Here is a 16,331-nt window from a genome sequence, read left to right as displayed (position 1 = left end):
ACTAGTCGTTGTGTCGCCCCTCTGGATAGGTCTAAATTGCGCCAATGACCCCTAGGTAGGGCAGATTGAGGAGACCATACATGGCAAAACCAATGACCAAGACCCAACTTGTCGCCGCCCTGGCCGATGACATGGGAAGCGATAAAAAGGCTGCGGGCACCGCGCTGGACAGCATCATCAACATCATCACCCGCGAAGTGTCGGGCGGTGGTGCCGTAACACTGCCCGGCGTTGGCAAGATTTATTGCCGCGAACGCCCCGAGCGGATGGTGCGCAACCCCGCCACCGGCGAGCAGATCAAGAAAGACGCCGACAAGGTGGTAAAGATGACCATCGCGAAGGCACTGAAGGACAGCGTCAACGGCTGAACCTGCGCCTTACAGATTCTCAACGGGCTGCCCCATATTCGGGCGGCCCGTTTTCGTTTGGCGTGACGCCGTGAGTATTTTTATCAGTAAAAAGCGAAACCGGGCTTTTTACTGATGCAAATACTCACGGCGCAACGCAGGCCATGCTCACAGCGTTTCGGGCAGGCGCCCTGCGGGGGCGTGTTGCGTGACCGGGTCGAGGTAATACGCCCGTCGATCACGGTCATCCCAACCCCGGGAAGGTTGCCCAGTTGCACGGATTCAAGAATCGTTTTTCCCGGCGCGTGCTGGGCCTGATCCATCAGAACGAAATCGGCGCACATGCCAGCTTCAATCAATCCCGTGTCCAGCTTGCGCTGTCGCGACGTATTGCCGTTGCCAAAGCAGAACGCGATTTCGGCGGGGACGTTCCCGAGGGATGAGAGCATTGCGATCATCCTGAGGATGCCCAGAGGTTGCACCCCCGAACCGGCCGGCCCATCGGTGCCAAGGATCACCTGATCGAGCTTTTCCAACTCGCGCGCAGTGTTCAAAGTCAGCAGCGCAGCGCGTTCGTTGCCGTTGTGCACGATTTCCAGCGCTGCCTTGCACGACTCGCACAGACAGATGATCTGATCGTCGGGCAGGGCGGAATGACCGCCGTTGATATGGCCCACCACATCGGTGCCGGTTTCCAGCACCATATCGGCGTCGATCAACCCCGACCCGGGGATTGACGGGCCGCCGGTGTGAATCGTGCTTTGCATCCCGTATTTGCGCGCCCAACCGACCATCTCATTGGCGGTTTTGCCATCCTTGATGGTGCCAAGGCCCACTTCACCGATCAGGCGCACGCCTGCGTCGGCCATCTGCTTGAAGTGGTGTTCCTCCAGCCCCTTTTGCAGCAGCGGCGCACCGGCGTGAACCTTCATCCCCGAAGGACGCAGGTTTTCGTACCAGCGTTGCGCGGCAATCGCCATGGCCACAGTGCCGACCGGGTCGTTTGGGCGGCCGGGCATATGCACCTCACCCGCCGAAATCAAGGTTGTCACACCGCCGTGCAGCGTGCTGTCAATCCAGTGTAACTGTTGCTGGCGGGGGGTGTAATCGCCGACCACAGGGTGGACGTGGCTGTCGATCAAACCGGGCGCAAGAGTGATACCATGGGCATCAACAGTGGTGGTGGCGCCTTCGATATCCAGGTCTTTTTCCCGGCCCCATTCGGTGATCTTGCCATCCACGGCGATGATGGTATCGGCGTCATAGATCGGTTCTTCCATCTTGCCTGACAGCATCAGGCCGATGTTTTTGATGACGAGTTTTTCGGGCATATCAGACTCCCAGATGGCGGGTAAGGGTTTCGGGGTTGGCGCGCAGGGCGTCGCCGCTTGCCATGTCGATGGTGCGGCCATTCTCGATGAAAACCGCGTGATCGGCCAGTGACAGGATCGCCTCCATTCGCTGTTCGACCAGAACAACGGCAACGCCTTCGGATTTCATCCGCACCACCACCTGGCGGATCTGGTCGATCATGCTGGGCTGCAAGCCTTCGGTGGGTTCGTCCAGCAACAGAACCCGGGGCCGCAGACACAGGGCGCGGGCGGTGGCCAGCATCTGTTGTTCGCCCCCCGAAAGGGTTTCGGCGCGCTGTTTCAGGCGTTCGCGCAGGCGGGGAAAGATCGACAGCACCCAATCGCGGGTGTCGCGCCCTTCGCCGCAGGTCATCAGGCCCACTTCGATATTTTCCGCCACCGTCAGTTCGGCAAACAGGCGGCGCCCCTGAGGGATATAGCCGATCCGCTGTTTCGGAATGTGATCGGGGGGCAGGGTTTGGAGGACCATGCCCTCCAGCGTGATCGTGCCGCTGGAAATCGGCAGCAGCCCCATGATGGCACGCATAACGGTGGTTTTCCCCGCCCCGTTGCGCCCCAGCAGACAGGTGATTTCACCCGGTTTCGCCGTCAGAGTCACACCAAACAGCGTGTTCACCCGACCATAGGCGGCGTGGATGTCGGACAGTTCAAGCATCCTCGGTTCCCAGATAGGCGGCTTGCACATGGGTGTTGGCACGGATGTCATCGGGGGTGCCTTCGGCCAGTATCCGGCCCTGATTGAGCACCGTGATACACTCTGCCGTTTCCATCACCACCGACATGTTGTGTTCGATCAGCAGGATGGTGGTATCGCCCAACCCTGTGATCAGTGTCTTGAACGCCGCGATTTCGGATTCCGCCAACCCCTGGGTCGGTTCATCAAGGATGAACAGGCGCGGATTTTGCGCCAACCCCATGCCGATTTCCAGAATCCGCTGGTGGCCATAGGAAAGATCGCCCGCCACCTGTTCAGCACGATCCAACAGACCGACGCGCCCCAGAACATCGGCTACCTGCCCATTACCGCCTCCGGCACGGCGCGCCGCAAGGGCCACGTTTTCATGAACGCTGAGCCCCGCGAAAACCGAAGTGATCTGGAACGTATAGGCAATGCCAAGGGCGATGCGTTTGTGGGCCGGCAGGTTTGAAATGTCCTGTCCGTCAAACATCACCGTGCCGCGCGTCGCCTCGATCCGGCCACAGAGCATTCCGACAAAGGTGGATTTCCCCGCCCCGTTCGGTCCGATCAGGGCGCGGATTTGCCCGGCCGGCAGATCGAAATCCACGTCTGTATTGGCCTCAACCCCTGCATAGGTTTTGCTCAGGCCCCGGGTTTGCAACATCATGGAAGCCATGGCAGCCACCGTTTGCGCAATGTCCCAAGGATGCCCTGAGGCAGGAACATGGTCAGCGCGACCAGCGCCACGCCAGCCACCAGCATATAGGCGTCAGTCACGCCACTGGACAGATCAATCAGATAGAACATGAACGCCGCCCCAACCAGCGGGCCAAGGGTGGTGCCCGCCCCCCAACAGCACGTAAAGCAGCGGAAAAATCGAATAGGGGACGGCGGCGAAACTGGCCCCGGCATAGCCAAACAGCAGGGCATAGGTGGCCCCGGCCAACCCCGAGATCGTGCCAGATGCAACCAGCGCCAGCCATTTCAACCGCTGCACATCATACCCCAGCATGGTCGCCCGCGCCTCATTCTCGCGGATCGCGATCAGGGTACGCCCGAAGGGTGCGCGCACCAAAGCTCCGATCAGCAGGAGAGTAATCGCAAACAGAATCAGCGCGGCGAAATAGCGCCCTGCCGCGCCAGTCAGATCAACGCCCGCAATCTGACGCATGGCCTGGGGAATGACAAAACCCTCATCGCCCCGGGTCCATTCGCCAAAATACAGAACTGTCAGATAACCGGCCTGGGCAAACATCAGCGTGACAATCATAAAGGCCACGCCCCGGGTGCGCAGGGCCAGCGCGCCGGTGATCCCTGTTACCACGGCCGCGCCGATCAGGGCTATGGCAAGGGCCGGCAGGGGTGGCATGGCGAAATGCTGCATGGTTAACGCCAGCCCATACATCCCGGCAGCAAAGAACAACGCATGGCCCAGCGACAACAGCCCAGTGTACCCAAACGCCAGATTATACCCCATGGCATAGATCGCCAGCACCATGATCCGCGCCAGATTGCCCGAGTGATAGGCGGGCAACACCGCATAGGCCAAGGCAAGCAGGGCGATCACGCCAAGGTGCAGGACAATATCGCGCGCCATCAGTGGGCCTTTTTCCAAGCAGCCCCTGAGGCCGAAATACCAGCACCATGGCCACTGCGAGGGTTGCAAGGATCTTGGCCAAGGTGGGTGAAAGGAACACCGAGATCACCCCATCGCTCATCCCGATCAACAGGGCGGCGATGACGGTGCCGGGCAGTGACCCAAGCCCGCCAATGATGACGACAATGAAAGACAGGAGCAACGGATCACCCCCCATCAGATAATGCGCCTGCTGGATTGGCACGACCAGAACAGCCCCCATGGCCGCAAGGGCCGCGCCAAGGCCAAAGACCAAGGCATAGACCCGGCTCACAGGGATGCCGAAAGCCTGGGCCATGGCGCTGTCCTGTTGGGTGGCGCGCATGATCAGCCCCGCCCTGGTGCGGGTCATGAACAACCACAGGGCAATCAGGATCGCGGCAGCGGCGACAATGACGAACAGCTTGTAAGATGTGATCGACAGCCCCCAGGGGTAATAAAACGACAGTTTTCCCTCGGCCCATTCGAACCAGGGCAGTGGAATACGGCTGTTGAACGGGGGCGCAACGGGCCGGGCATCGGGGCCGAACGTCATCAAGGTGCCTTGCTGGATGATATAAAGCAGGCCGATTGTGGCAACGATCGTGCGCTCTGGATCATAATTGATGCCCTGCAAGATCAGCTTGTCCGCCGCCGCGGCCAGCGCCCCGACCACCACAGGCGCAATCAGCAGGGCCGCGACAAAGCCAAGGGCCGGGTGGGTGCCAAGGGTGGTGGCGACGAACCATGCAATCACGGCACCCAGCATGTAGAATTCACCATGCGCCACGTTCACGACCCGCATCACCCCGAACACCACCGACAGCCCCATGGCCGTTAGCGCCAGAATTGCCGCGCTGACCGCGCCTTCGAGCATGGCAAGCATCAGGTGTGGGCCGAAATCCATCGTTCTCGCGAACCTTTTCGTGGGAAATGCCTGTGGCAAAGACACTGTCAGCCTCTACCGTCGCGCCGCTGTTTGAGCGCAGAATTGAGTATTTTTATCAGTAAAAAGAGAAGCGAACTTTGCGCTTTTTACTGATAAAAATACTCATTCCAGGGGGAAATCCGGGCAGAGCGGCACTTGTTTCCTGCGCCGCCCGGGGGCGGTCAGAACGGCTGTGTGGTGTAATCCACCTCATCATCGTACAGGGTGTCTTCGATGCTGGTGGTATGAACCACATTCATCCGCCCGTCTTCGACCTTGCTGATATACTGATGGCCGAACACCTGATGGGTCTTGCCATTGAACAGCTTGGCACCCTGGGGGTGGTCCTGGCCAAGGGGCATATCGGTCATCGCTTCGACCGCCTCGATCAGTTTGCTGCGGTCCTTGGGGCCCTGATAATCTGCGGCCTCCATCCCGGCCTTAATGACGTTCAGGGTTTCCCAGCAGCCGAACATATGGGCATAGGTGCTGACGTCCTTGCTGTCAGAGACCGAAGCCCCGTTGGCATCCACGCCGACCGCTTCGCGGTAAACCTTGTCATATTCGGTCTGGTCGGACTGGGCATAACGGGGGTCGCCTTCCCACATGTAGGATCCTTCGAGGAACTCCAGCCCGGGTGACGCCATATCCACCGCTTCCAGGCTGTCGATGAAACCGAACAATTCCGGGCGCGAGGGGCCGAAGAATTCGCCGAGTTCCTTTACAAAGGTGAGAACGGCAGGGCCGGTCATCACGTGATAGATCACCTCGGTATCCCGGGGGATCTGGGGGAAATATTTGGTAAAGCTGGTTTCGGTGGGCGGGATGGCGATCAATGCGTTGATTGTGCCGCCCTGTGCCTCGAACGCCTTTGAGAAATAATCGCGGTGATCGTGCCCGAACGCGAAATCGGGATAGATCATGCAAACCTTTTTGCCCAGATTGTCAGACACGAAGGGGGCCATGGCCTGGACCTGGCTTTTCACGTCGGTGATGCCCGGTTGCAGGGTATAGCGGTTGAGGATGCCGCTGGCCACGTGATGCCCCTCGGACACCACGAAATAGGGTAGTTTCAGCTCACCCGCCCGGGGGGCGGAGCCGATGACAACATGGGAAAACAACGTGCCGAACGCCACGTCGCAATTTGACTGGGTGGCGAATTTTTCAACCACTTCGGCGCCGCGCTTGGGGTCGGTGCCGTCATCCTCGGGCACCAGTTCCACCATGCGTCCGTTGATCCCGCCCGCATCGTTGATCCGTTTGACGGCCGCTTGCGAGGTGCGATCATACCAGCGGCCATAAGAGGCGCCGATGCCGGTGCGGTGCACCTGAAACCCGATTCTGATCGGCGCGCTGGATTGCGCCTGAAGAAAGCCGGGCATCGCCGTGCTGGCGGCCAACGCCCCGGCGCCAAGGCCAAGGGTCTTGAGCGCGCCACGCCGATTGAGCGATGTAGGTGCAATGATCTTTCGGGTCATGTATTCCTCCAGGTCGAATGGCACCCCGTGGCGCCTTATGATTGGTGCAACGTTGTATTTCTACGCGCCGACTGTCCAGATATTTCTTTCCCCAAGGTCATGCGCCCCGTGGCGCCGCAAGGAGCCATAGCCCCAGAAGGGTGTAGAGCACCATGAACAGCGCCAGGGGAATCTGACTGATCAGGGCGGGTCTGCCACGCCCATACAAGGACACAGCCATCCGGTGCGCCATCAGCACCGCCAGAACATGGCCGAGAACAATGATTCCCGCCTGTGTCAGCCAGATCGCCTGAACCGTGGCGCGGGTGTTGAAGAAGCCCGTCGTCACATAGAACTGTCCCAGCCCCAGCAGATCGGCGCCATTGGCCAAGGGGTCGGTCAGGGCGGCGATGGCATATTGACCGTTCACAAGGAACGTCGTCAGAAAATGCGCACCATGATAGGCAAAGGCGATGGGCAGCACCGACATGGCCAGCCGTGCTATGCTTTGGGCAAGCCGGGGCAGCGGCAGGCCGGGGGTTGTGGCCTGCACGGCCAGATGGCCCGTGGCAACACAGGCGGCGAAGGCCGTAACCAGCGCGGCATTTGCCCCGATCAGGCCCAGCGTCGTGGGCCACACCACCGCCGAGCGCCCGGGAAAGGCCAGCGGGTTGATCCCGATCTGTGCCAGCCACCAGAAGGTATCGTTCAATCCGTCAAAGCTTCCTGAACCCAGCAGGATGATGACAAAAATCCCCAGCGACAGGGGCGTTTTCTGATCCAAAGCGGCCCAGCCGGGCAGCCCGATTGCCATACGTGGGTGCCATTGAACCGGCGCCAGCAGGGCAAAGAGGCGCAGCATGAGGGTGAAACATTCGGCCCGCTCCAGCCAATCGTCGGCCCCGAACAGGGCCATGCCAGTGAAGGTGAACAGGGCATACCCCATGACAAATGCGCCCAGACGGGCCGGATCATCGGGTGCCGGATCGGCAAGGGCAAAGCTGATAACGGCGAGAAAGGCCATGATCGCCGGACCATGGCCCAGCCACACCGGCAGGCGCAGAGGTGGCGTTGCATCGCCCCATAACAGCCCGTGCAGCCCGCGCCAGGGGGTCACCCATGCCCAGACATCACCCAAAACCCCCTGCATGGTGAACAGGGCAATCCACCACAGGGTCCAGATGGTCAGGGGCAGCAGGTTGGACAGCGGATCACGCGGCCCGGTGAACCCGATCCACAGCAACCAGCCCAGCAGCGCCAGCGACAGCAGGCTGGTGATGCGCCGCGCCATGGCCATATCCGGCAGGCGGCAAAGGGTGATCGGGGTGAACATCCGCGCCAGCCAGCGGTCGGGCAGCACCGCGACAACCAGCACACTCAGGCCAACGGCAAGACACCCGGCCGTGATATAAGCCTTAGTAGGCAGCAGCAGAACAAACCCGCCCTGCGCCGCATGGGCCGCAACCCCCGTGGGCAGCAGCATGATGGCAAGGCAGAGAGGAATTAGTCTGGGCAAGATCAACATGCACCGCACCAAGCCACAGGTTTGCGGAAATGCCAATTGAAGAGAGGCCGCAACGCGGAACGTGACCCCACGGGCAAGGGTTGCATTGTTCGGTCGGTTCTCGTCAGGTTGGCACATCTGCGTGCAACGATGCCTTGCCAAACACCGACAGTATTCATTGGAGCCGCCCCCCATGCCTCTACGCCGCGCCTTTGCAATATGTGTAACCGTCGCCCTTGTGGCGGGGGGCGTGCTGTTTCTTGCCCTGCGCCCCGGGCCGGTGGCGATCCGCGCCGAAGGGGCCACTGCGGTGCCATTGCAGGACGAACCCGACACCCTGCGTCTGTTCATGACACTGCACAATGATGGCGGGCCGGATCGGTTGACAGGCGCGGAAACCACGATGGCAGAACGGGTGGAGGTGGTTGCCCCCAAGGGAGAAATCACATTGCCAGCCCAAAGCGCGCCGGTCCTGGCAGTTGATGGCGCGCATCTGCGGATCGTGGGGTTGCACGCCATGCCGGGCGACGGTGCGGTGCTGCCGATTACCCTGAATTTCGCCAGCGGGGCGCAGGTGACGACCCGCGCGATCCTGTCTGATCCGATTGTCCGGGGCGACGCGGGCGAAGTGGGCCTGCTGTCGCTCGGGGGGATCTGCCGGGTGGGCAAGGGCGAACCGGCGCCACAGGTGGCACTGCGCATCACCCCTGACGGCACCGGATGGCGGGTTTCTGTCGATTCGCAAGATTTCACCTTTACCGAGCCGGTCGCAGGCATAGGGCATATCCCCGGTTATGGCCACGCACACCTTTATCTCGACGGGGTGAAGCTTCAGCGGATGTATACCCCCGAGGCCCGTATAGGCGCGCTGCCAACCGGCCCCCACCACATCGAAGTGACCCTGAACACCAACGATCACCGCGCCTATGTGGTGGACGACCGACCGGTTCGCGTCGAGGCTGTTGTGCAGGTGCCCTGAACGGGATGCCCTTGGGGAAACCTGTTGACACTCGCGGGTTAGTGGTTTGACAGTGTACGAATGAAATACCCGGATTCAGGAGGTCGCGTTGGGCTATTCCATGCCGCACAGTCTGAGCGAGGCCTTGACCGCCCTCGGGCGTGACGGGAACGCGCGTATCGTGGCAGGAGGGACAGATTTCTTTCCCGCCTTGGGCGACGCACCTGCACCCGACCACATCATCGACATCACCCGCGTGGCGGGATTGCGCGGCATCACATCTGACGGGGGCGGCTGGCGGATTGGCGCCGCAACCCGGTGGAGCGATGTGGTGCGCACCGATCTGCCCCCCTGTTTCGATGCGTTGAAAGCGGCGGCGCGGGTGGTTGGCTCGGTTCAGATTCAGAATGCCGGCACCGTCGCGGGGAACCTGTGCAACGCCTCACCGGCCGCTGATGGTGTTCCGCCGCTGCTGGCGCTTGACGCCGGGGTGGAAATTGCCGGGCCGGGTGGGATGCGACAGATCGGATTGGCGGATTTCCTGCAAGGGGTGCGTAAAACGGCGCTGGCGCACAATGAGCTGGTGTCGGCGGTGCATATCCCGCCACAGCCCGCCGCCATGACCTCGGCGTTCGAAAAACTGGGAACGCGGCATTATATGGTGATTTCCATCGTGATGGTGGCCGTGAACCTGTGGAAGGTGGATGGCCGGATCGCCGGGGCGCGGGTGGCCGTTGGTGCCGCCTCGCCCGTGGCGCAACGCCTGCCCGCCCTTGAGGCAGCGCTGATCGGTATCCCGACAGACGAACCGGGGCCAATTACCCGGCCCGAATACCTGAGCCACCTGACCCCGATTGCCGATGTGCGCGGCAGCGCCGATTACCGGCTTGAGGCAGTGGGCGAACTTTGCGATCGGGCCATCCGGCGGGCGATGCATCATGAATAACCCCCCATCATCACGCTGACCCTGAATGGCCAGCCCGTTGAAACGCACCCCCATGCGGGCGAACGCCTGTCCCACACCCTGCGCGAACGGCTGGGCGCGCGGGATGTAAAGGTGGGCTGCAACGCGGGCGATTGCGGCGCCTGTACCGTGCTGGTTGACGGTGCGCCGGTCTGTGCCTGCCTGATGCCCACGCAACAGGCGGCAGACTGTAACGTGGAAACCCTGAAAGGGCTGCGCGACAGCCCCGAAGGCCGGGCGTTAAGCGACCGGTTTCAGGATCATCAGGCCGCCCAATGCGGCATCTGCACGCCGGGGATGATCGTTTCGGCCATCGCCCTGCTGCGCGATGTACCTGATCCGAGCGAGGAGCAGGTGCAGGATGCCCTTGGCGGGGTGCTGTGCCGTTGCACCGGGTATCGCAAGATCATTGATGCGGTGATGGGGCGCCCTGCCCCGCTGACCGGTGAGGGCGCCGTGGGCGATGCCGTTCGGCGGGTCGATGGGGCCACGCGCGTGTCGGGTGATGTGGCCTTTGGCGATGATGTTGCGCCGCCCGATGCCCTGGTTGTGCGCATTGTCCGTTCGCCCCATCCCCGTGCAGCGTTCGCCCTTGGCGATCTGGCGGCATGGGCCAGTGCCACCCCCGGCGTGATCGCCACGCTGACGGCGCAGGATGTGCCGGGGCTGAATGCCTTTGGTGTGATCCCGGCCTTTGTGGACCAACCGGTGTTCGCCGAAACCGAGGCCCGTTTTCGCGGCGAGGCCGTGGCAGCCGTCATCTGCGCCCCCGATGCACAGGTTGATCTGGCCGGTTTCCCCGTCACCTTTACCCCCTTGCCTGCCATCGAAACATTGGATCAGGCCATGGCCGATGGCGCGCCCCTGCTGCATGCCGACCGCCCCGGCAATGTGATGACCGGCGGTTTCGTGCAATGCGGCGATGTGGGCGCGGCGCTGGCCCGGGCCGATGTGGTGGTCGAGGGGCATTTCAACAGCGGTTTCGTCGAACACGCCTATATCGAACCCGAGGCCGGTTTTGCCCGGATGATCGGTGAGAGGATCGAAATCCACGCCTGCACCCAGGCACCAGTGATGGATCAGCAAAGCATGGCCCTGATCCTTGGCTGGCCCGCTGAACGGGTGCGGATCGTGCCAACGGCGGTGGGCGGTGGCTTTGGCTCCAAGCTGGATCTGTCGGTGCAGCCCGTTCTGGCGCTGGCCGCGATCAAGACCGGCAAGGCAGTGCGGATCACCTATTCGCGCACCGAATCCATGCAATCGACCACCAAACGGCACCCCTCCGACCTGCGCGTCAGGATCGGCGCGACGAAAGATGGCATGTTGTGCGGGATGCAGTTTGACGGGCTGTTCAACACCGGCGCCTATGCGTCGTGGGGGCCGACCGTGGCCAACCGGGTGCCGGTTCATGCCTCGGGGCCGTACCGCATCGCCGATTACCGGGCCGAGGCGCAGGGCATCCACACCCATTGCCCGCCCTCTGGCGCGTTTCGCGGCTTTGGCGTGCCCCAATCGGCCATCGCCCAAGAGGTGCTGTTTGATGAGCTGGCCGAAAAGCTGGGCCTTGATGCACTGGAATTTCGCGCCCGCAACGCCCTGAAAAACGGCGAACCGACAATCTGTGGGCAGGTGTTTGAACAGGGTGTGGGCATCGGCAAATGCCTTGACGCCCTGCGCCCGGCCTGGGGCGCGGCCAAGGCCGATTGCGCCACATTCAACGCCGCCAACGAAGGTGTGAAACGGGGCGTGGGCATCGCGGGCGGCTGGTATGGCTGTGGCAACACATCTCTGCCCAACCCCTCGACCATCAAGGCGGGCATTCGCGCCGATGGCACGTTGGTGCTGCATCAGGGGGCCACGGACATCGGGCAGGGATCAAACACCGTGATCGCCCAGATATTTGCACAGGCGGTGGGCCTGCCCCTGTCACAGATCACCCTGATCGGCCCTGATACGGACGTGACCCCTGACGCCGGAAAAACCAGCGCATCGCGCCAGACATTCGTGACCGGCGCCGCCGCGAAACTGTCGGGCGAGGCCATGCGCGCCAGCATCCTGAAACTGTGCAATGCGCCAGCGGATGCCCAAATCACCCTGTCGCCAGAGGGGCTGTCCGTGCGTGGCATAGAAACACACCATATCGCGCTGGCACACATGACGCCCGACGCCGAAGGCTATGTGATCCGGTCCGAGGAAACCTATGATCCGCCGACCAAACCGCTGGATGAAAACGGACAGGGCCACCCCTATGCCCAGTTCGGCTATGCCGCGCATCTGGCGGTGGTCGAGGTGGATCTGGCCCTTGGCACCGTCAAACCCATAGCCTTTACCGCCGCCCATGACGTGGGACAGGCGATCAACCCGCTGCTGGTTGAGGGGCAGGTGCAGGGCGGCATCGCCCAAGGTTTGGGCATGGCGCTGATGGAAGAATACCTGCCCGGGCGCACCGAAAACCTGCATGATTACCTGATCCCGACCATCGGAGACATGCCCCCGGTCGAAACCCTGATCGTGGAAGAACCCGACGCCCACGGCCCTTTTGGGGCCAAGGGGTTGGGGGAACATGTGCTGATCCCCACCGCGCCCGCCCTGCTGAACGCCATTTACCATGCCACCGGCGCGCGCATGCGCCGCGTTCCCGTCACCCCATCGCGCCTGCGCGCCGCCCTGAAAGACCTGCCATGAGCGATGAGAAAATCCGCTGCGATGCCTGCCCGGTGCTGTGTTTCATCGCCGAGGGCCGGTCGGGTGCCTGTGATCGCTATGCCAACCATGGGGGTGAATTGGTGCGCCTTGATCCCTTGACGGTGATCGAGGGCGGCGGGCCGATGGTGCCGTTTCTGGGCCGCGACTGGGACGGCGACATCGTGCAAGGGGATCGCCCCTTTGTCACCGCCATCGGCGCTGGAACCACCTATCCCGATTACAAACCGGCCCCTTTCATCGTATCGCAACTGGTGGATGACGCCGACATGATCACGGTGGTGACCGAGGGCATCTTTTCCTATTGCGGGGTGAAGGTGAAAATCGACACCGACCGCCACATCGGCGAGGAACGCGCCATTGTGCGTGTGGCGGGCGAACCGATCGGCCATGTGATGACCGGTGAATATGGTTCAAAAATGCTGTCCCTTGGGGGGGTCGATCACCTGACCGGCGGCACCAAGGCCGAAGGCCGCGTGACCTGCGATGCCCTGCTGCGCCTGTGCAACCGCGACGCGGTGGAAATGACCATTGACGACGGGGTGAATATCACCGTGCAGGCCGGCCATGCGCCGGTGATCGACGGGGTGACGGAAACCCTGATGCGGGTTGGATGCGGGTCGGCCACCATCGGGATGTTTGCCCTGCAATGGGTGCCCCATGTGGACGAGGTGATCGTGGTCGATGATCACATCACCGGCGTGCTGAGCGAACATGAGGCCGGGAAACAGTTGAATATGAAACCCGCCGGTATCCGCGTGACCGGGCGGCGCTCGACCTCGGGGAGGTATTTTCAGGTGGCGCAGCCCGGCACCGGCTGGGGTGGCACGGATGTGACCGATCCGCTGACCATCATCAAAAAGATTGACCCCAAGGTGGCCTGGCCCGGTCTGCGCCTGTTGATGATCTCAACCACGGGCGAACAATGGGCCTATTATGTGCTGGACGGTGATCTGGTGCCGCAACCTGCCGATATTTCCGACCCCCTGCGCGTGATTGCGGAAAAGATTGCTGATAATTGCGAACCCTCGCTGTGTTCGGTGCTGTTCATGGGTGGTGCGGGGGGCAGTCTGCGCGCCGGGGTCACGGAAAACCCCGTGGGGCTGACGCGATCGGTCAAGGATGCCCTGACGCGGGTGACGGTCGGCGGTGCCTTTGGCTATGTCTGGCCCGGAGGGGGGATCACGGTGATGGCCGATGTGATGGACATGCCCAGCAACGCCTTTGGCTATGTCCCCACCCCGGCCCTTGTGGCGCCCATCGAATTCACCATGCGCCGCGAGGATTACGCCACATTGGGTGGCCATATGGACCGTATCCGCCCGGTGGGTGACGTGCTGAACCCTGCAATCCGCCGGGTGCCACAGGGGCGGGGGCGGTGATTGCGGCGCGCCTGCCGGGGGGCAGGTTGCACCTGCAACACGGCCCGATCGACCTGATTATCGGGGCGGACGGCGCACGCGAGGTGGCGTTTGCCGCTGCGCAGGCGCGGTTTGCCACGGTGCTGCAAGAACTGGCCAGCGAACTGCCTCTGTTGCGCCGCGCGGTGGGAATGTCCCCGAAGGGCGCGATTGCCAGGGTGATGCACGCGGCCTGTCAGCCTCACCGCGATATGTTCGTCACGCCCATGGCGGCGGTCGCCGGCGCAGTGGCCGAGGCGGTGTTGCAGGCGATGGTTTCCGCCGCCAGCCTGACCCGCGCCTATGTGAACAATGGCGGCGACATCGCGGTTTTTCTTGCAGACGGCGCGCATCCGTCCTTCACCCTTGCCATGGCATCCCTTGATGGCCGTGATCGTGGCCGCATCACCCTGCGCGCTGATGATCCGGTGCGCGGAATCGCCACCAGCGGGCGGGGCGGGCGCAGCCTGACCATGGGGATTGCCGATCAGGTAACGGCCCTTGCGCAAACGGCGGCGATGGCGGATGTTGCCGCTACGTTAATCGCCAACGCAGTTGATTTGCCTGACCATCCGTCGATTGCCCGCCGTCCGGCCCACCATCTGGTGCCTGACAGCGATCTGGGCGCGCGATTGGTGGTGACCGGCATTGGGCGTCTGGGCGACCATGATTGTAATATCGCGCTGGATCGGGGGGCGCGGGTGGCCCGGAAAATGGCCAATCGCGGCCTGATCAGCGCTGCTGCATTGTTTCTGGGCGATCATTCCCGCGTTGTCGGGGCGCCGCATTTGATAAGACAAAAGGAGCCTGCCAATGCCTGAGGTGCAGATACGCAAGGTAGCGACACAGATCGAAGAAATCTTTCACGAATTCGGCCCCGCCCCCGAAACACCCCTGTTGCGGGGGGCCATCATTGCCGTGATCGCCAACCCTTTTGCCGGGGGTTATGTGGCCGATATTCAGCCGTTCATGGAAGATCTGAAACCCCTTGGCCTGTCCATGGCCCGCCGTCTGCTGAACGATCTGGGGGGCGATGCCACCCGGATCGAGGGCTATGGCAAGGGTGCGATCATCGGCACCGATGGCGAATTGGAACATGGCGCCCTGTGGCACGCCCCGGGCGGATATTCCATGCGCGAGGTGTTGGGCGCGCCCAAGGCCATCGTGCCATCGACCAAAAAGGTGGGCCGTGCCGGGGCGCGGCTGGATGTGCCGATCACCCATATCAACGCCAGCTATGTACGCAGCCATTTCGACAGCATCGAAGTGGGGCTGAACGATGCCCCCCGCGCCGGTGAGTTGGCCTATGTTCTGGCCATGACAACCGGCGCGCGGATTCACAGCCGCTCGGGCGGGTTGCTGGCCGAAAACATCACCGGAGAGGATGGATTGAGATGAGCGCCGATATTCGCAAGATCGCCGTCTGGGTGGAAGAAACCCACGCTGAAATGGGCCGCGCCATCACCCCGCCAACCCGCAAGGCGGTGGCCGTGGCCGTGATCGCCAACCCCTTTGCCGGGCAATATGTCGAAGATCTGACGCCGCTCATGGACATTGGCGCCGAACTGGGCGCGCTGTTGGGGGAACGCTGTGTCAGGGCGCTGAATATCGCCCCGGACCAGGCCGAAAGCTATGGCAAGGCGGCGATGGTGGGCGAAAACGGCGAGTTGGAACATGCCGCCGCGATCCTGCATCCCAAATTGGGCGCGCCCCTGCGTGCGGCGGTGGAAAAGGGCGCGGCCCTTGTGCCGTCCAGCAAGAAAATGGGCGGGCCGGGGCAGGATCTGGACGTGCCGCTGGGCCACAAAGATGCCGCCTATGTGCGCAGCCATTTCGACGGCGTCGAGGTGCGTTTGAACGATGCGCCCCGGGCCAATGAAATCATGGTTGCCGTTGCCGTGACCGACAGTGGCCGCCCCCTGCCCCGCGTGGGCGGGCTGACCCATGGCGAGGCTTTGGGCAAGGATGGGCTGCGGTGACGGATGGTGGCGGTGAATACCGGTTGGATGAACAGGTCGGATTCGTGCTGCGTCAGGTCAGCCAGCGTCACACGCTGATTTTTCAGGCCGCGGTGCCCGAGGGGCTGACGGCCACACAGTTTTCGGCGCTGATTCGGCTGGATGAAAACGGCCCCGGTTCGCAGAATGAGCTGGGCCGGGCCGCTGCCATGGATGTGGCCACGATCAAGGGCGTGGTGGACCGGTTGCGCGCCAAGGACCTGGTAGAGCAAATGCCCTATCCCGGTGACAAACGGCGCACACTGATTGCCCTGACCCCCAAGGCCCGTGCAATGATCGGCGATCTCAAGGCCGCCGGCACACGGATCACCGATGAGACACTGGCCCCCCTTGCCCCGGCAGAGCGCGAGACGTTCGTGGCGCTGTTATCGCGGTTGATGTGAAT

The 16,331-nt window shown here is 62.6% G+C and carries 15 protein-coding genes and 1 pseudogene; 9 read left to right on the top strand and 7 right to left on the bottom strand.

Annotation, left to right across the window (positions count from 1 at the left end; translation table 11 throughout):
* Positions 1–80 precede the first annotated feature (80 nt).
* Positions 81–368 (top strand): HU family DNA-binding protein, encoded by a 288-nt coding sequence (locus tag AC0L7P_RS04015; RefSeq protein WP_473434597.1) that lies wholly within the window; start codon positions 81–83, stop codon positions 366–368.
* Positions 369–451: 83 nt separating this feature from the next.
* Here AC0L7P_RS04015 and AC0L7P_RS04010 read toward each other — a convergent pair whose 3' ends face one another.
* The 7 genes and pseudogenes from AC0L7P_RS04010 to AC0L7P_RS03980 all read right to left on the bottom strand — a co-directional run bounded on the left by AC0L7P_RS04010 (position 452) and on the right by AC0L7P_RS03980 (position 7,924).
* Positions 452–1,678, bottom strand: coding sequence for an amidohydrolase family protein (locus AC0L7P_RS04010; protein WP_473434596.1), 1,227 nt, complete (start codon positions 1,676–1,678; stop codon positions 452–454).
* Position 1,679: 1 nt separating this feature from the next.
* Positions 1,680–2,375: an ABC transporter ATP-binding protein gene (locus AC0L7P_RS04005; protein ID WP_473434595.1), complete on the bottom strand. Its 696-nt coding sequence runs from the start codon at positions 2,373–2,375 to the stop codon at positions 1,680–1,682.
* A complete protein-coding gene (locus AC0L7P_RS04000; protein WP_473435390.1) occupies positions 2,368–3,066 on the bottom strand; it encodes an ABC transporter ATP-binding protein in 699 nt (232 codons plus the stop codon). The genes AC0L7P_RS04005 and AC0L7P_RS04000 overlap by 8 nt, the downstream gene beginning before the upstream one ends.
* A pseudogene (locus tag AC0L7P_RS03995) lies at positions 3,063–3,936 on the bottom strand (branched-chain amino acid ABC transporter permease). Before AC0L7P_RS03995 ends, AC0L7P_RS04000 begins: the two are co-directional and overlap by 4 nt.
* On the bottom strand, positions 3,866–4,921 hold the full coding sequence (locus AC0L7P_RS03990) for a branched-chain amino acid ABC transporter permease (protein WP_473434594.1): 1,056 nt from the start codon (positions 4,919–4,921) through the stop codon (positions 3,866–3,868). Before AC0L7P_RS03990 ends, AC0L7P_RS03995 begins: the two are co-directional and overlap by 71 nt.
* Before the next feature lie 203 nt (positions 4,922–5,124).
* Complete coding sequence (locus tag AC0L7P_RS03985; RefSeq protein ID WP_473435389.1) at positions 5,125–6,420, bottom strand: ABC transporter substrate-binding protein; 1,296 nt, start codon at positions 6,418–6,420, stop codon at positions 5,125–5,127.
* 97 nt (positions 6,421–6,517) lie between these two features.
* Entirely contained in the window at positions 6,518–7,924 is a 1,407-nt protein-coding gene (locus AC0L7P_RS03980) for a hypothetical protein (RefSeq protein ID WP_473434593.1), read from the bottom strand.
* Positions 7,925–8,096: 172 nt separating this feature from the next.
* Between AC0L7P_RS03980 and AC0L7P_RS03975 the strand changes: the two genes are divergently transcribed.
* The 8 genes from AC0L7P_RS03975 (at position 8,097) to AC0L7P_RS03940 (ending at position 16,329) form a co-directional block, all read left to right on the top strand.
* Positions 8,097–8,882 carry a copper chaperone PCu(A)C domain-containing protein gene (locus AC0L7P_RS03975; protein ID WP_473434592.1) on the top strand — a complete coding sequence of 262 codons (786 nt, stop codon included), beginning with the start codon at positions 8,097–8,099 and terminating at the stop codon, positions 8,880–8,882.
* 88 nt (positions 8,883–8,970) lie between these two features.
* Positions 8,971–9,807 (top strand): FAD binding domain-containing protein, encoded by an 837-nt coding sequence (locus AC0L7P_RS03970; protein WP_473434591.1) that lies wholly within the window; start codon positions 8,971–8,973, stop codon positions 9,805–9,807.
* 6 nt (positions 9,808–9,813) lie between these two features.
* Positions 9,814–12,510 (top strand): molybdopterin-dependent oxidoreductase, encoded by a 2,697-nt coding sequence (locus AC0L7P_RS03965; RefSeq protein WP_473435388.1) that lies wholly within the window; start codon positions 9,814–9,816, stop codon positions 12,508–12,510.
* Positions 12,507–13,910 carry a 6-hydroxynicotinate reductase gene (locus AC0L7P_RS03960; protein ID WP_473434590.1) on the top strand — a complete coding sequence of 468 codons (1,404 nt, stop codon included), beginning with the start codon at positions 12,507–12,509 and terminating at the stop codon, positions 13,908–13,910. The genes AC0L7P_RS03965 and AC0L7P_RS03960 overlap by 4 nt, the downstream gene beginning before the upstream one ends.
* Entirely contained in the window at positions 13,907–14,749 is an 843-nt protein-coding gene (locus AC0L7P_RS03955; RefSeq protein WP_473434589.1) for a UPF0280 family protein, read from the top strand. Before AC0L7P_RS03960 ends, AC0L7P_RS03955 begins: the two co-directional genes overlap by 4 nt.
* A complete protein-coding gene (locus tag AC0L7P_RS03950; protein WP_473434588.1) occupies positions 14,742–15,326 on the top strand; it encodes an amino acid synthesis family protein in 585 nt (194 codons plus the stop codon). Before AC0L7P_RS03955 ends, AC0L7P_RS03950 begins: the two co-directional genes overlap by 8 nt.
* Positions 15,323–15,907 (top strand): amino acid synthesis family protein, encoded by a 585-nt coding sequence (locus tag AC0L7P_RS03945; RefSeq protein WP_473434587.1) that lies wholly within the window; start codon positions 15,323–15,325, stop codon positions 15,905–15,907. The genes AC0L7P_RS03950 and AC0L7P_RS03945 overlap by 4 nt, the downstream gene beginning before the upstream one ends.
* Complete coding sequence (locus tag AC0L7P_RS03940; protein WP_473434586.1) at positions 15,904–16,329, top strand: MarR family winged helix-turn-helix transcriptional regulator; 426 nt, start codon at positions 15,904–15,906, stop codon at positions 16,327–16,329. The genes AC0L7P_RS03945 and AC0L7P_RS03940 overlap by 4 nt, the downstream gene beginning before the upstream one ends.
* Positions 16,330–16,331 lie beyond the last annotated feature (2 nt).

This window comes from Oceaniglobus sp. K40-3 (assembly GCF_055808395.1).
The sequence above is the reverse complement of the archived record's forward strand: the minus strand, read 5'-3'. Positions and strand labels throughout refer to the sequence as shown.

Bases quoted from the DNA above. Each gene is read 5' to 3' on its own strand.
- AC0L7P_RS03945 (WP_473434587.1), top strand. From the start codon at position 15,323: ATGAGCGCCGATATTCGCAAGATCGCCGTCTGGGTGGAAGAAACCCAC.
- AC0L7P_RS03980 (WP_473434593.1), bottom strand. From the start codon at position 7,924: ATGTTGATCTTGCCCAGACTAATTCCTCTCTGCCTTGCCATCATGCTG.
- AC0L7P_RS03950 (WP_473434588.1), top strand. From the start codon at position 14,742: ATGCCTGAGGTGCAGATACGCAAGGTAGCGACACAGATCGAAGAAATC.
- AC0L7P_RS04005 (WP_473434595.1), bottom strand. From the start codon at position 2,375: ATGCTTGAACTGTCCGACATCCACGCCGCCTATGGTCGGGTGAACACG.
- AC0L7P_RS03985 (WP_473435389.1), bottom strand. From the start codon at position 6,420: ATGACCCGAAAGATCATTGCACCTACATCGCTCAATCGGCGTGGCGCG.
- AC0L7P_RS03990 (WP_473434594.1), bottom strand. From the start codon at position 4,921: ATGGATTTCGGCCCACACCTGATGCTTGCCATGCTCGAAGGCGCGGTC.
- AC0L7P_RS03960 (WP_473434590.1), top strand. From the start codon at position 12,507: ATGAGCGATGAGAAAATCCGCTGCGATGCCTGCCCGGTGCTGTGTTTC.
- AC0L7P_RS04000 (WP_473435390.1), bottom strand. From the start codon at position 3,066: ATGATGTTGCAAACCCGGGGCCTGAGCAAAACCTATGCAGGGGTTGAG.
- AC0L7P_RS04015 (WP_473434597.1), top strand. From the start codon at position 81: ATGGCAAAACCAATGACCAAGACCCAACTTGTCGCCGCCCTGGCCGAT.
- AC0L7P_RS03975 (WP_473434592.1), top strand. From the start codon at position 8,097: ATGCCTCTACGCCGCGCCTTTGCAATATGTGTAACCGTCGCCCTTGTG.
- AC0L7P_RS04010 (WP_473434596.1), bottom strand. From the start codon at position 1,678: ATGCCCGAAAAACTCGTCATCAAAAACATCGGCCTGATGCTGTCAGGC.